The sequence below is a fragment of the Paenibacillus sp. Y412MC10 genome, assembly GCF_000024685.1.
In the GTDB taxonomy this organism is placed as follows: Bacteria; Bacillota; Bacilli; order Paenibacillales; family Paenibacillaceae; genus Paenibacillus_AQ; species Paenibacillus_AQ lautus_A.
The window spans coordinates 5,581,763-5,594,604 of sequence record NC_013406.1; the positions used below are offsets into that span (position 1 = coordinate 5,581,763).

14 protein-coding genes are annotated in these 12,842 nt (G+C 51.4%); 2 read left to right on the forward strand and 12 right to left on the reverse strand.

From position 1 onward, the window contains the following. The first annotated feature begins 9 nt into the window (after window positions 1–9). The gene (locus GYMC10_RS24335) at window positions 10–384 is read left to right on the forward strand and encodes a hypothetical protein (RefSeq protein WP_015736982.1); all 375 of its coding nucleotides are present in this window, start codon (window positions 10–12) and stop codon (window positions 382–384) included. Window positions 385–501: 117 nt separating this feature from the next. On the opposite strand, the gene GYMC10_RS24340 is transcribed toward GYMC10_RS24335, so the two are convergent. From GYMC10_RS24340 to citZ, 5 genes are all read right to left on the reverse strand, one after another. Continuing rightward, window positions 502–1,368: an SDR family oxidoreductase gene (locus GYMC10_RS24340; protein WP_015736983.1), complete on the reverse strand. Its 867-nt coding sequence runs from the start codon at window positions 1,366–1,368 to the stop codon at window positions 502–504. A 286-nt stretch (window positions 1,369–1,654) separates the two neighbouring features. Further along, on the reverse strand, window positions 1,655–2,080 hold the full coding sequence (locus GYMC10_RS24345) for a hypothetical protein (RefSeq protein WP_009595065.1): 426 nt from the start codon (window positions 2,078–2,080) through the stop codon (window positions 1,655–1,657). A 153-nt stretch (window positions 2,081–2,233) separates the two neighbouring features. Beyond that, window positions 2,234–3,175: a malate dehydrogenase gene (mdh, locus tag GYMC10_RS24350; protein WP_015736984.1), complete on the reverse strand. Its 942-nt coding sequence runs from the start codon at window positions 3,173–3,175 to the stop codon at window positions 2,234–2,236. Between the two features lie 14 nt (window positions 3,176–3,189). Continuing rightward, window positions 3,190–4,482 (reverse strand): NADP-dependent isocitrate dehydrogenase, encoded by a 1,293-nt coding sequence (gene icd, locus GYMC10_RS24355; RefSeq protein WP_009595069.1) that lies wholly within the window; start codon window positions 4,480–4,482, stop codon window positions 3,190–3,192. A gap of 146 nt (window positions 4,483–4,628) precedes the next feature. Further along, on the reverse strand, window positions 4,629–5,741 hold the full coding sequence (gene citZ / locus GYMC10_RS24360) for a citrate synthase (RefSeq protein WP_009595070.1): 1,113 nt from the start codon (window positions 5,739–5,741) through the stop codon (window positions 4,629–4,631). A 379-nt stretch (window positions 5,742–6,120) separates the two neighbouring features. On the opposite strand from citZ, the gene ytvI reads away from it, so the two are divergent. Then, a complete protein-coding gene (gene ytvI / locus GYMC10_RS24365) occupies window positions 6,121–7,239 on the forward strand; it encodes a sporulation integral membrane protein YtvI (RefSeq protein WP_015736985.1) in 1,119 nt (372 codons plus the stop codon). A gap of 141 nt (window positions 7,240–7,380) precedes the next feature. Here the strand turns inward: ytvI and GYMC10_RS24370 are convergent, their stop codons facing one another. The 7 genes from GYMC10_RS24370 to GYMC10_RS24400 all read right to left on the reverse strand — a co-directional run bounded on the left by GYMC10_RS24370 (window position 7,381) and on the right by GYMC10_RS24400 (window position 12,749). After that, entirely contained in the window at window positions 7,381–7,773 is a 393-nt protein-coding gene (locus GYMC10_RS24370; protein WP_009595058.1) for an FxsA family protein, read from the reverse strand. A 4-nt stretch (window positions 7,774–7,777) separates the two neighbouring features. After that, window positions 7,778–8,287, reverse strand: a complete 510-nt coding sequence (locus GYMC10_RS24375; RefSeq protein WP_015736986.1) for an acyl-CoA thioesterase — start codon at window positions 8,285–8,287, stop codon at window positions 7,778–7,780. A 106-nt stretch (window positions 8,288–8,393) separates the two neighbouring features. Beyond that, window positions 8,394–9,821: a pyruvate kinase gene (gene pyk, locus GYMC10_RS24380; protein WP_009595064.1), complete on the reverse strand. Its 1,428-nt coding sequence runs from the start codon at window positions 9,819–9,821 to the stop codon at window positions 8,394–8,396. A 119-nt stretch (window positions 9,822–9,940) separates the two neighbouring features. Beyond that, window positions 9,941–10,924 (reverse strand): acetyl-CoA carboxylase carboxyltransferase subunit alpha, encoded by a 984-nt coding sequence (locus tag GYMC10_RS24385; protein WP_015736987.1) that lies wholly within the window; start codon window positions 10,922–10,924, stop codon window positions 9,941–9,943. Further along, the gene (accD, locus tag GYMC10_RS24390; protein ID WP_009595062.1) at window positions 10,924–11,817 is read right to left on the reverse strand and encodes an acetyl-CoA carboxylase, carboxyltransferase subunit beta; all 894 of its coding nucleotides are present in this window, start codon (window positions 11,815–11,817) and stop codon (window positions 10,924–10,926) included. The genes GYMC10_RS24385 and accD overlap by 1 nt, the downstream gene beginning before the upstream one ends. A 92-nt stretch (window positions 11,818–11,909) precedes the next feature. After that, entirely contained in the window at window positions 11,910–12,098 is a 189-nt protein-coding gene (locus tag GYMC10_RS24395) for a hypothetical protein (protein ID WP_006212044.1), read from the reverse strand. Window positions 12,099–12,254: 156 nt separating this feature from the next. Further along, the gene (locus GYMC10_RS24400; RefSeq protein WP_036659792.1) at window positions 12,255–12,749 is read right to left on the reverse strand and encodes a phosphatidylglycerophosphatase A; all 495 of its coding nucleotides are present in this window, start codon (window positions 12,747–12,749) and stop codon (window positions 12,255–12,257) included. Window positions 12,750–12,842: the final 93 nt, after the last annotated feature.

A 12,842-nucleotide genomic window follows, 5' to 3' on the forward strand; every position in this document is an offset into this window, starting at 1 on the left:
GTGATTGCTATGATGAGAAAAGTTACAGTCTCCCAGGTTGTTTTTCCAAGGCTTGCCCTCTTCAGAAATGAGTTTTACAGAGGACGGCGATTTGTGGTGCGTGGAAATGTAGGGATCCGGAATCTCGAGAGAGCTTTTGGCGACATTGAAAGCTTAAGATTCTTCTCCCCCAACGCTAACGCAACCCTGGTCCTGTTCTCGGAGCCGAATTTCAGGGGCAGTTTCAGAGTATTCCGGGGCAGCACCAACATCGGCGATCTTGACGATATCATCCGCGGTGAAGAGCCAGAGTCCATTATTAGTTCGAACCGCCGTTTGACGCTGGCTCAAATCCGGGCGATCCGCGATACCGGACGGCTTCCAAACGGTTTTAGAACCATCTGATTCTCCGTATGCCTGTAATCTCTCCTAACCCTCTCCCATGATAAAAGAGCGGACATCCGGGCTAAAAGCCCAGGATGTCCGCTCTATTTTGTCATCGAGAATGTTTAAATCAACGCTTTAACCGTTAATCACTTCGCCGCCGTTCACATGAATCACTTGACCGCTCACGTAGGAGGAGTCCGTTGATGCCAGATATACATAAGCAGGAGCCAATTCTTCCGGTTGACCCGGTCGTTTCATCGGCTGGGTCGCCCCAAACTCGGCTACCTGATCCGCCGGGAACGTCGAAGGAATCAACGGCGTCCAGATGGGTCCCGGCGCAACGGCATTTACCCGGATTCCTTGACCGACCACGTTCATCGACAAGGAACGCGTAAAGGCCACGATGGCTCCCTTGGTTGATGCGTAATCCAGCAACTGCGGGCTTCCCCGGTAAGCCGTGATGGAGGTCGTGTTAATAATGGAGCTTCCCTTGGACAGATGCGGCATCGCCGCCTGCGTCAAATAGAACATCCCGAAAATATTCGTGCGGAATGTCCGCTCCAGTTGTTCTTTGGTAATGTCCTCGATCTTCTTCTGCGGGTGCTGTTCGGCTGCGTTGTTGACAAGAATATCGAGCTTCCCAAGCTTCTCTACGGTTTCGGTGACTGCATCGCGGCAAAACGCATCGTCGCCGACGTCGCCGGCGATCAGCAAGCATTTACGCCCTTCCTGCTCTACCTGTCGCTTGGTCTCTTCCGCATCCTTGTGCTCGTTCAGATACACAATGGATACATCCGCGCCCTCCTTGGCATAGTAGACGGCAACCGCACGGCCGATCCCGCTGTCGCCTCCGGTAATCAGCGCTACCTTTCCTTTTAGCTTACCGGCTGCTTTGTACTCGTTACTTTCAAACTCCGGCTTCGGGTGCATCTCCGATTCGGTTCCGGGTCTGTGATCCTGATGCTGGGGCGGCAATGTCTGCTTCTGTTGATCTTGTGGCATATGAACATTTCTCCTTTCAGGTCAGTATCTCAAACTACCTCTCATAGGATGCGTTCGACGCGGCTTCTTATTCTCATAAAAAGCCCTTCGCTATTGTTTTTACCCATAATAAACGGGATCAAACGTAAGCACGGTGCTTTTCCCGTAACAAAATCCCCCTCTTAACGGGGCCTTGCGCTCAAAGTCCAGTCCGCTTTTTTACGGGAACCCTTGGTATATCTAATTGCTGTAATATCAAAAAAACCGCCCGAATCAACGGACGGCTTCTCTTCGTATGTAGCTGTTCTTAGATGATATGATTGAATACCATGAAGAAGATCATAACCAGAAGCAGCAAGGCGAGCAATGCGCTAAGCGTGCCGAGCTTGCTTGTTTCTTCCTTCACTTCACGCTTCTCGCGGATGCCTGCAAGCGCATTCTTGAGCGGCTTGCTCATAATGCCTCCAATCGCAAACATCGCCAGCAGCAACACCGTTACAATGATCATCCAAGGAACCGAATACTCGCCCTGGGACATCATGTATCCGCCAGTCAACAGCTGAATGACCAAGCCGTACTGCGCAAAACGGTTCGCAACCCGAATCGTATTCACGGCTCCTTCTTGAGCGCCCAGAGACAGCTTCTGAATACCGCCGACAACAAACGGCAGGATCAAGTAAAACCCTAGCGCCGCCGTACCGACCATATGCAGAAAAAATGTCACGTTCCACATAAACAATTCCTCCAAAGTCGTTAGTGTGATTTATGTTACATCGAATTCATCGTCTCCTATTATACTGGACAGATCATCCAAAGAAAAGCAATCCCGCCCCGAATCACGGGACGGGATTGCATTATTAGACGATTTTGTGAATCCTGATTCAAATTACAGGTTCACGACCGAAGTCACGTTGCGCACGGATTCCGCCGACTTATCCAGCGCCGCCTTCTCTTCGGCGGTCAGCTCAAGCTCGAAAATGCGCTCGATGCCGTCTCCGCCGAGAATGGCCGGCACGCCCATGAACAGGTTGTCATAACCGTACTCGCCTTCCAGAAGGGCAATAACCGGAATAATCCGTTTCTTGTCCTTCAGAATCGCTTCCGTCATTTGGACCAAGGAAGCAGCAGGCGCGTAGTAGGCGCTGCCGTTCCCCAGCAAATTGACGATTTCGCCGCCGCCGACCCGGGTGCGTTGCACGATCGCTTCAATGCGTTCAGCCGGAATCAGCGTGTCGATCGGAATGCCGCCCACACTGGAGTAACGAACGAGAGGAACCATGTCATCGCCATGGCCGCCCAGAACGAAACCGCGGACATCCTCAACGGATACGTTCAGCTCTTGCGCGATAAAGGTGCAATAGCGTGCCGTATCCAATACGCCGGATTGACCGATGACGCGGTTCTTGGGAAATCCAAGCGTGTTGTACGCCACATAGGTCATGGCATCCACCGGGTTGCTCAGGATGATGACCGTGGAGTTCGGTGCATGAGTCTTCACGTTCTCGCATACGGACTTCACGATTCCTGCATTGGTGTTGACGAGGTCATCGCGGCTCATGCCCGGCTTGCGGGCTACGCCTGCTGTAATGATTACGATATCGGAATCAGCTGCATCTTCATAGTTGGATGTACCGACTATGTTGCTGTCAAATCCCTGGACGGGACTTGCTTCGAGCATATCCAGCGCTTTACCTTTGGTAGGGTTCTCGAGCTGCGGGATATCCAGCAGCACCACATCACCCAGTTCTTTTTGAGCCAGCATCAGGGCGGTAGTCGCACCTGTGAAGCCAGCACCTACTACCGTAATCTTTTTACGAGTAATTGCCACGATGAATCTCCTCCTTACAGGTTTTTAATGATTTCGTCTGCGAACTCGGAGCATTTCACTTCAGTAGCGCCTTCCATCAGGCGGGCGAAGTCATAAGTCACGGTTTTGTTGTTGATGGACGTTTCCATGCCTTTGTAGATCAGGTCAGCCGCTTCCTGCCATCCGAGGTGCTCAAGCAGCATAACGCCGGAGAGGATAACGGAACCAGGGTTAACTACGTCCTTGTCTGCATATTTCGGAGCCGTACCATGAGTCGCTTCGAAAATCGCATGTCCTGTTACGTAGTTGATGTTAGCGCCCGGAGCGATACCGATACCGCCAACTTGCGCAGCCAGAGCGTCAGACAGGTAGTCGCCGTTCAGGTTCAATGTCGCAATGACGTCAAAGTCGGTTGGGCGAGTCAGAACCTGCTGCAGCGCGATATCGGCAATAGCATCCTTAACGATGATTTTGCCGGCTTCTTCAGCCGCTTTTTGAGCAGCGTTAGCTGCATCTACGCCGTCCTTGTCCTTGATGATATCGTACTGGGCCCAAGTGAACACTTTATCGCCGAATTCAGCTTCAGCCACTTCGTAACCCCAGTTTTTGAAGGCACCTTCCGTAAATTTCATGATGTTGCCTTTGTGAACGAGCGTTACGGATTTGCGGCCATGCTTGATCGCATATTCAACCGCTGCGCGTACAAGACGCTTGGAACCTTCGGAGGACACCGGTTTGATGCCGATACCGGAAGTTTCCGGGAAGCGGATTTTGTTTGCTCCCATTTCGTCTTGAAGGAACTTGATCACTTTCTTCACTTCGTCGGAGCCTTCTTTGTATTCGATGCCTGCATAGATGTCTTCCGTGTTCTCGCGGAAAATAACCATGTCGACCAGCTCAGGACGTTTTACCGGAGACGGTACGCCGTTGAAATAACGGACAGGACGCAAGCAGGTATACAGATCCAGCTCTTGGCGAAGGGCAACGTTCAGGGAACGGATACCGCCGCCGATTGGCGTTGTAAGAGGTCCTTTAATTGCAACGATGTACTCGCGAATCGCTTCAAGCGTATCGTTCGGGAGCCACTCACCGTATGTATTGTATGCCTTCTCACCGGCAAATACTTCATACCAGGCAATTTTCTTGGAACCGTTGTACGCTTTTTCTACAGCTGCATCAAGGACGCGCTTGGAAGCTTTCCAGATGTCACGGCCTGTGCCGTCGCCTTCAATAAAAGGAATAACAGGGTTGTTAGGCACCTGCAGGGTTCCGTTATCAATCGTGATTTTCTCGCCTTCAGTCGGCAATGCGAATTTTTCCAATTTCATGAGTATGAGTTCCTCCTTCGAATATGGTTCTTTTCTCTAGCCATTTCAATGTGATACTGTGTGCAATAGGCATAGAGAAATCCGCCACCCGCGATTCACTCGCGTTTAAGCGGTTCTCTAGCCTATTGTACATGATTGCTAGCCACTTAGCGAAGTTCTATCGGCACATATTTTTGATCGGTCATCCCCGTATACTCTGCGCGCGGGCGGATAATACGGTTGCCTTCATACTGCTCAAGAATATGCGCGGTCCATCCGGATACGCGGCTGATCGCGAAAATCGGCGTGAACAATTCGTGCTCAATGCCAAGCTGCGTATAGACGGAGGCGGAATAGAAATCGACGTTCGGCTTCAGGCCTTTTTGGTTGGTGACCGTTTCGTCGATCAGCACCGACATATCGTACAGCGTGGTATCGCCTTTCATTTCGCCAAGCTCGCGGGACATTTTTTGGAGATGTTTCGCGCGCGGATCGCCGTTTTTGTATACGCGGTGTCCAAAGCCCATAATTTTTTCACGGTTGTCCAGCTTCTCTTGAATGTACGCCTGAGCCCGATCAATCGAACCGACTTCGTTCAGCATCTTCATGACGGCTTCGTTCGCGCCGCCGTGCAGAGGGCCTTTCAGCGCGCCAATGGCGGAAGTAACACCGGAATAAATGTCGGACAGCGTGGCTACGGTCACGCGGGCCGCAAACGTGGATGCGTTAAGCTCGTGGTCCGCATGCAATACGAGCGCCTGATCCAGTGCCTTAATGGAAGTCTGGTCAGGATCCTCGCCTCTGAGCATATACAGGAAGTTTTCCGCGATGGAGGCGCCTGCTTTCGGAGCCACCGGCTCTTTGCCCTGACGAACGCGGGCAATGGCAGCGATGATCGTCGGAAGCTGAGCTTGAAGTTTAACCGCTTTCTTCTCGTTCGCTTCACGGCTCATATCGTCGCCTTCGGCGTCGTACAGAGCGAGCGCGGATACAGCCGAACGAAGCGCAGCCATCGTATTGCCGTCCTTCGGATACAGTTTGATCTGCTGGATAAGCTCATCCGGAATGGCGGCATAGTTGCTCAAATCTTGTTGAAGCGCCTTTAACTCTTCTACATTCGGAAGCTTTCCGAACCAGAGCAGGTAGGCTACTTCTTCAAAACTTGCATGTTCTGCGAGATCGTCAATATCATATCCACGGTAAGTCAGAACGCCATCGACGATCGAACTAATCGCGGAGGTGGTAGCTACAATGCCTTCCAAACCCTTGGTAGCTGTCATGCAACATCTCTCCTTTATGATCGGGATAAACTGAACTATTTTGACAATCATGAAAACATTTTCATGAAGTCAGATGAAAAAGAAAAACGCGCAAAAAAATTGCTATGGTCCTAGTCACAAACCTTCTCATATCATACTGGATTTTGTCTGATATGTGAACATGAGCAGCGACATTCGCCGCATCAAATTGTTTTATCGATACCATAAACATTTTTTTGAAATCACTTACAATTCCATTATACCTGTGATAATTCTCATTGTCGAATCATGAAGACGACCATTTTTGAACTCTTTATCCTTATATTGAAACTCCCTGCATACGTATAGAATGAGCCTTTCTGCTCGTCCCTCCAAGTCAGCTGCAAAGGAGTGTGATTCATTGGAACGATTGATGCTTAAACGTTTGGGCCGGGGAGTGTGGGTGCTGTCTTCCATCTTCGTGATCGCCTATTTGATATATGTACTGCTGCCGCTGCTTTATCCCTTCCTTCTGGCCTGGATCATCGCCTATGCGATGAACCCCTGCGTCAACCTGCTCCAGCGGAGTCTGAGAATGCCGCGCTGGATCGCCGTCACGTTGTCCTTGCTCCTGTATTTCGGCGCAGCCCTGTTGATTCTCACCGCGGCCGTCAGCAGGCTGGTCAAGGAACTGATTGCCCTGTCCCAGTCCTTTAATCTCCACATTGACGCCTGGGTGGAATGGCTGACGGCCTGGACGCAGAATGAGAGCTTCCAGAATATCGTCAATGAGATCAGCCGTTTCTATCAGAACAACCCGAATTATCACGATACCATCAACCAAAACATCACCCGTACGACGCAGACGATTGGCACGGCCGTGACCGACCTCGTTACCGGTATTTTTAACGGTATCCTGCAAATTATTTATTATTTGCCGAATTTGGGGACGATTTTCATTGTCGTGCTGCTGTCCACGTTCTTTCTCAGCAACAGCTGGGAACGTCATAACCGCGCGCTGCTCCGTCTCCTGCCCGACGTTATTCGTAAACCGATGAACTATATCTTCTCGGATCTGAAAAAAGCGTTGTTCGGATTTGCCAGAGCCCAGCTGATTCTCATATCCATTACGGCCGTCATCGTCACGATCACGCTCTATGCGCTCGGCGTGGATTCCGCCTTCTCCATCGGGCTTCTGATCGGCTTGGTGGATCTACTCCCGTATCTGGGTGTGGGCATCGTCCTGATTCCGTGGTCGCTGTATGCTTTTATGTCCGACGACCTGACACTCGGCATCGGGCTGACGGTCCTGTACAGCATCATTCTGGTCGTCCGTCAGATCATGGAGCCCAAGGTGCTGGCCAGCAGCGTCGGGCTGGATCCGCTTGCCGCCCTGCTGGGCATGTTCGTCGGGCTTAAGCTGTTCGGGATTTTGGGACTGATCATCGGTCCCGTGTCGCTTGTCATCCTGGACGCTTTTCATCGGGCCCATGTGTTCAAGGACCTGAGGAATTACATTATCGGGGGCAGGTTCAGGTAGCCCGCGTTAAGAAACGGCTTGATTTATCTTATCATTGGGCTAATGTGAACATCGTATTTGGAAAGATTGAAATAGGCTGCTCCCTTGCATAAAATAGACCGGCCCCTTGCGGGACCGGTCTTATGGTAATGTCTGCTTGTATTATCTGCGAAAGATCGTAATCTTGCCGTTTTTCATATTTTTCTTCATCCATTTCAACAGCAAAATCCGATACAGCGGGCGGGTCAACGGAAATATCAACGTAAAGCCGATAATGTCAGTTACAAAGCCCGGCAGAATGAGAAGTACTCCACCCGCAAATATACATAAGCCGTCCGCCATGGAAGCACCCGGAACCATGCCTGTATTCATTCTCTGCTTGGCGTCTTCCATCGCTTTGCGGCCTTCGAATCTCATCATGGCCACGCCGACGGCAGAGGTCAGCAGTGTCAAAAGCAATGTATTCATGCCGCCTACGCGGTCCGCAACAAACTGAAAGCCGAATATCTCAATAGTAGGCACAAAAATAATCGCTGCCAGCATCCATTTGAACATGAAGCTACTCCTTCCTCCCCAAAAGGGTATCCTTCAATGCATCATACAGCTTTGGCGCGCATTTATCCAGTCGGGCCGGCTTCCACTCCCGGTTCAGCCATACATGCCGGGTCGCTCCTGCCGTTAACAAGACACCGGGGAGCTCGGACTCGGTATGCCAACCCCTCGCTCCCAAATCCGCCTGCTCCTGCTCACTCAGCAGACGGACCTCGTATTCATAGTGTATTCGCAGCGGGGAGAAAGCAGTCATTCTTGTAAATATTGTCACGAGATCATCATATCGCGCCGGCCGGCGGTACTTGATGTCAAGATCCACTACAGGGAGCAGGACGCCTTCTTCTTCCATTCCCCGATACGTAAATCCCATTTCACGGATCATTTCGGTACGCCCGATCTCAAACCAGTTTAAATAGTTCGCATGATACACGACACCCATTTGATCGCTTTCCTGGTAACGCACCCGAAAGGATGTCCAGAACCAGCGGCTTCGCGTCGGTACGGATGGACTAGCCAACGTCTTCTTCCCCCTCATGTATGCAAAAAGCAATGGCCGACAAGAAACGTCGTCCATTGCTTATATGCAGCTATATTCAGAATCCAGCGGATTCTTGATGATGAATCTACTTCTGCTGTGGAATTTGGTCCACTTTCAGCAGGTTCGTGGAACCGGAACGTCCCAGCGGCACGCCAGCCGTAATCACAACAAGGTCGCCTTCTTTCACGAGTCCGGATTTCACGCCGCCTTGCAGCGCATAATCAAACATCTCGTCCGTAGAAGAAGCCTGCTCGCCTTTAACCGGCGTTACGCCCCAAGTCAGTGCCAAACGTCTCAGCGTTCTTTCTTGAGTCGTTACGGCGACGATAGGAGCCTGTGGACGGTATTTGGATACCATGCGAGCTGTTTGACCAGATTCGGTAGACGAAATGATCGCTTTGGCATTCAGGTCGAGTGCCGAAATCGCAACCGATTGGCTGATCGCTTCGGTTACGCTGGTTTCTTGTGCAATGCGCTGCTTCAAGAACAATTCACGATAGTTCAGTGCGGATTCCGCTTTTTCCGCGATGCGGGACATCGTCAATACGGATTCCACCGGGTATTTACCTGCAGCCGTTTCGCCGGAGAGCATGATGGCATCGGTTCCGTCGAAAATCGCATTGGCAACGTCACTTGCTTCCGCACGGGTAGGACGCGGGTTGCGCTGCATGGAATCCAGCATTTGCGTAGCCGTAATGACCGGTTTGCCGGCCAGGTTACATTTTTCGATCATGCGTTTTTGAACCAATGGAACTTCCTCAGCCGGAATTTCAACGCCGAGGTCGCCACGGGCTACCATCAAGCCGTCGGATACTTCCAGGATTTCATCCAGGTTGTCAACGCCCTGCTGGTTCTCGATTTTGGAGATGATTTGGATGTGCTCGCCATTGTGCTTCTTCAGCAATTCGCGAATTTCCAGCACGTCACTTGCTTTACGAACGAAGGAAGCGGCAATAAAATCGATGCCCTGCTCGATCCCGAAAATGATGTCGTTGGCGTCTTTTTCCGTAATACCTGGGAGGGAAATCGCGACTCCCGGCACGTTAACACCTTTTTTGCTCTTAATGGTTCCGCCATTAACGATGCGGCATCTGATTTCGGTGCCTTGAATCTCCACCACGGTCAGACCGATCAGACCGTCGTCGATCAGGATCGTCGATCCGACTTGAACGTCTTGAGGCAACTCTTTATAAGTAATGGACAAACGATTCTTATCACCAAGGATTTCCTCGGTAGTAAGGGTGATATATTCATCTTGTACAAGCTCAATCGGTTCCACTTCAAGTTTGCCTGTACGGATCTCCGGTCCTTTGGTATCAAGCAGGATCGCTACCGTTTTGTTCAACTCTTCGCAAGCTTGGCGGATGTTCTTGATCCGGTTGCCATGCTCCTCGAAGTCGCCGTGGGAGAAGTTCAGACGAGCCACGTTCATGCCGGCCATAATGAGCTTCTTGGTGTTTTCCAACGATTCACTGGAAGGACCGATGGTACATACAATTTTAGTTTTGCGCATTTGGGTTTCCTCCGTTTATTAAAGGGTTCTCTATATCTCTTTTTCCAACAACTAAATCTACTACAAAAAGTCTCATTTGTATAGGAACTTTGTCATATCGTCACATACTCATCAGACTTTTAGAGAATAACGTCTTCCGGTTCCGCCTTCGCAAAGTCGAATTCGCCGATCTTGCGGAATTTGCGATACCGGTCTTCCTTCAGCTCGCAGGCATCCATCACGGACAGCTCCTTCAGCTGGCTGATCAGTGCGCTCCGAATGGCAGCGGCCGTCTCCTCGTAGTTACGGTGCGCACCACCCTTAGGCTCAGGAATGATCTCCTCGATGACTTCCATTTCCAGCAGGTCTTTGGCGGTGATCTTCATCGCTTCCGCGGCCTGGTCCGCCTTGGACGCATCCTTCCATAGAATGGATGCCGCGCCGTTCGGCGAGATGGCGGAATAGATGGCGTGCTCCAGCATCAGCACGCGATTGCCTACAGCCATCGCAAGAGCACCGCCGCTTCCACCTTCGCCGATGACCACACAAACAACAGGCACCCCAAGAGACGACATCTCCCGCAAATTGCGGGCGATCGCCTCGGACTGACCTCTTTCTTCTGCTGTATTACCCGGATATGCGCCTTTTGTATCAATAAACGTGATAATGGGGCGCTTGAACTTGTTCGCCTGCTGCATAAGCCGCAGGGCTTTTCGGAAGCCTTCCGGATGCGGACTTCCGAAGAAACGGGCGATGTTGTCCTTCGTGTCTTTGCCGCGCTGCTGGCCGACCACCGTGACCGGAACGCCGTCAAGTTTGGCCAAGCCGCCGACGATGGCAAGGTCGTCCCCGTAGAGACGGTCTCCATGCAGCTCGATGAAATCCGTAAAGATCAGCTGGATCAGATCAAGCGACGTCGGCCGCTGCTGATGACGGGCCAGATGCATTTTCTGGGAAGGCGAAATCGAGGAATAAATCTCTTCTTCCAAACGACTATATCGTTCTTCCAGGCGGGCGATTTCATCCGTGAAATCAATCCCTTTTTCCTGTCCGAATTGTTTCAGTTCATCTATCTTCTTGCGCATTTCGGCAAGTGGCATTTCAAAAGGCAATTCGCCTGACATCAGAATCCCCCTTTCACGGTATGCATCTCCAGCAGCTTACCAAGCATGGAGCGCATATCTTTCCGATGAATAACCATGTCAAGCTGACCATGCGCCAAATTGAACTCCGCTGTCTGGAAATCGTCCGGCAGCTTCTGGCGAATGGTCTGTTCAATAACGATACGGCCCGCAAAGCCGAATACGGCTCCCGGCTCGGCGATGTTGATATCGCCAAGCGTCGCAAAGCTGGCGGACACGCCGCCGGTCGTCGGATCCGTGATCACTGAAATGTAGAGCCCGCCGAGTTCATTGAACCTGGACAGGGCCGCGCTTGTTTTGGCCATCTGCATCAAACTGAGAATGCTCTCCTGCATCCGGGCGCCGCCGGAAGTGGAGAAAATAATGAGCGGTAAACGCTTGTCCGTCGCAAACTCGATCGCACGGGTGATTTTTTCCCCAACGACGGAGCCCATACTTCCCGTGAAGAAGTCAAAACTCATCACGGCCACCACAACGGGCTGGCCCAGAATGGAGCCTTGGCCGGTAATCACCGCATCATGCAGTCCGGATTTCATCTTCTGCTGCTCCAGCTTGGCCGCATATCCCGGAAACTTGAGCGGGTCCACCGAGATCATCTCCGCGTCAAACTCTTCAAAGCCTGTCTCATCCAGCGTCATGGCAATCCGCTCAACCGCGTTCAGGCGCATATGATGCCCGCACTCCTGACACACCTTCAGATTCTTCTCAAGCTCTTTGCTGTATTGAATGGTGCCGCACTTGGCACACTTATTCATCAGACCTTCCGGAATTTCCCGTTTCGGGCGTTCGCCTTCCTGAGGCTGCCCTGCCGTCCCAAGTCGTTCCGATGGGATCGTTGCGTATTTTCTTTTTTTCTGAAACAAGTCTTTAAACACAACTACACCTCTCCAGCCGTAAATTTGAATGGCCGCCGCAATAGCACATCGCCGATCCGTACGCTAAGCTTCGCTATGTAACCCAGATGAAACTAGGGGTGCAATATCGAATTCAACACTTCCTGTACTTCCTCAAGCTCTCCGGAGGGTACCAAAATCTCAAACTGCTGTTTGGAAAGATTCACAGGACGGCTTTGAACCAAAAACCCTTCTTCCGTTAGCCTGGTCTTGATCATTTCCGCCACCTTTGCAGTTGGCGCAATATAGATAACCGTCCACATGCCTTTCAGATCCCCCTAATCTCGTCCCACAGGCATATCCTGAGCCGATATAATGGATAATGATAACATACTTCAGTTTTTACCTCAACAAAGAGAGCAGGGGGCTGAAAGCCAAATCCGTACCCTTATGCAGCGATTCGACAACACTCGCGCAAATCAGTCAGATCCCGCGGTATAATGGGCCGCATCGGGATTGTTATGCGCGATTCGCGAGGAAGCGGCGGCGGCAATGCCTGCAACGAGATCATCCAGAAACACATGAATCCCGTCCGTTTTTTCATTTAATATCTCAATCACGCCAATTTTTTCTTTATCCAGGTAGCCGAAGCTCGTCAGTCCAATCATGCCGTATATGCTCGTGACACCGAGCGCCATGGTCTCATCCACACCGTACAACGGTTCGTCCTGCTCCATAATTGATTGCAGCGGCTCCGGCAGCAGTTTCTTCTCCGCCAGCTCATCCAGCGCAATGCCCGTATACAGGGTATATTGCACTTCGCGCTTCCCGAGCACGGCCCGCACGCTTTCCTCGCACTGCTCGATGGTTAGCGTCGGATGGTAACGCTGTTGAAGCTTCAACACAATATCCGCGATGGAGTTTACGCTGACTCCTCTGCGGCTGAGCATGCTCTCTGCCAAGTCGATTGACACCACAAATCCCCCCCGCGTCTTTGGCCGTTGCTCTGTCACTACGGTCATCACCGTGAAGTGCTTTCTTCAGGCGAATACTCGGCCAACATTCCT

Bases quoted from the DNA above. Each gene is read 5' to 3' on its own strand.
- GYMC10_RS24335 (WP_015736982.1), top strand. From the start codon at position 10: ATGATGAGAAAAGTTACAGTCTCCCAGGTTGTTTTTCCAAGGCTTGCC.
- icd (WP_009595069.1), bottom strand. From the start codon at position 4,482: ATGAAATTGGAAAAATTCGCATTGCCGACTGAAGGCGAGAAAATCACG.
- GYMC10_RS24345 (WP_009595065.1), bottom strand. From the start codon at position 2,080: ATGTGGAACGTGACATTTTTTCTGCATATGGTCGGTACGGCGGCGCTA.
- pyk (WP_009595064.1), bottom strand. From the start codon at position 9,821: ATGCGCAAAACTAAAATTGTATGTACCATCGGTCCTTCCAGTGAATCG.
- citZ (WP_009595070.1), bottom strand. From the start codon at position 5,741: ATGACAGCTACCAAGGGTTTGGAAGGCATTGTAGCTACCACCTCCGCG.
- GYMC10_RS24370 (WP_009595058.1), bottom strand. From the start codon at position 7,773: ATGTTCAAATGGATGCTGGCAGCGATTATTTTTGTGCCTACTATTGAG.
- GYMC10_RS24340 (WP_015736983.1), bottom strand. From the start codon at position 1,368: ATGCCACAAGATCAACAGAAGCAGACATTGCCGCCCCAGCATCAGGAT.
- GYMC10_RS24395 (WP_006212044.1), bottom strand. From the start codon at position 12,098: ATGTGGACGGTTATCTATATTGCGCCAACTGCAAAGGTGGCGGAAATG.
- GYMC10_RS24385 (WP_015736987.1), bottom strand. From the start codon at position 10,924: ATGTCAGGCGAATTGCCTTTTGAAATGCCACTTGCCGAAATGCGCAAG.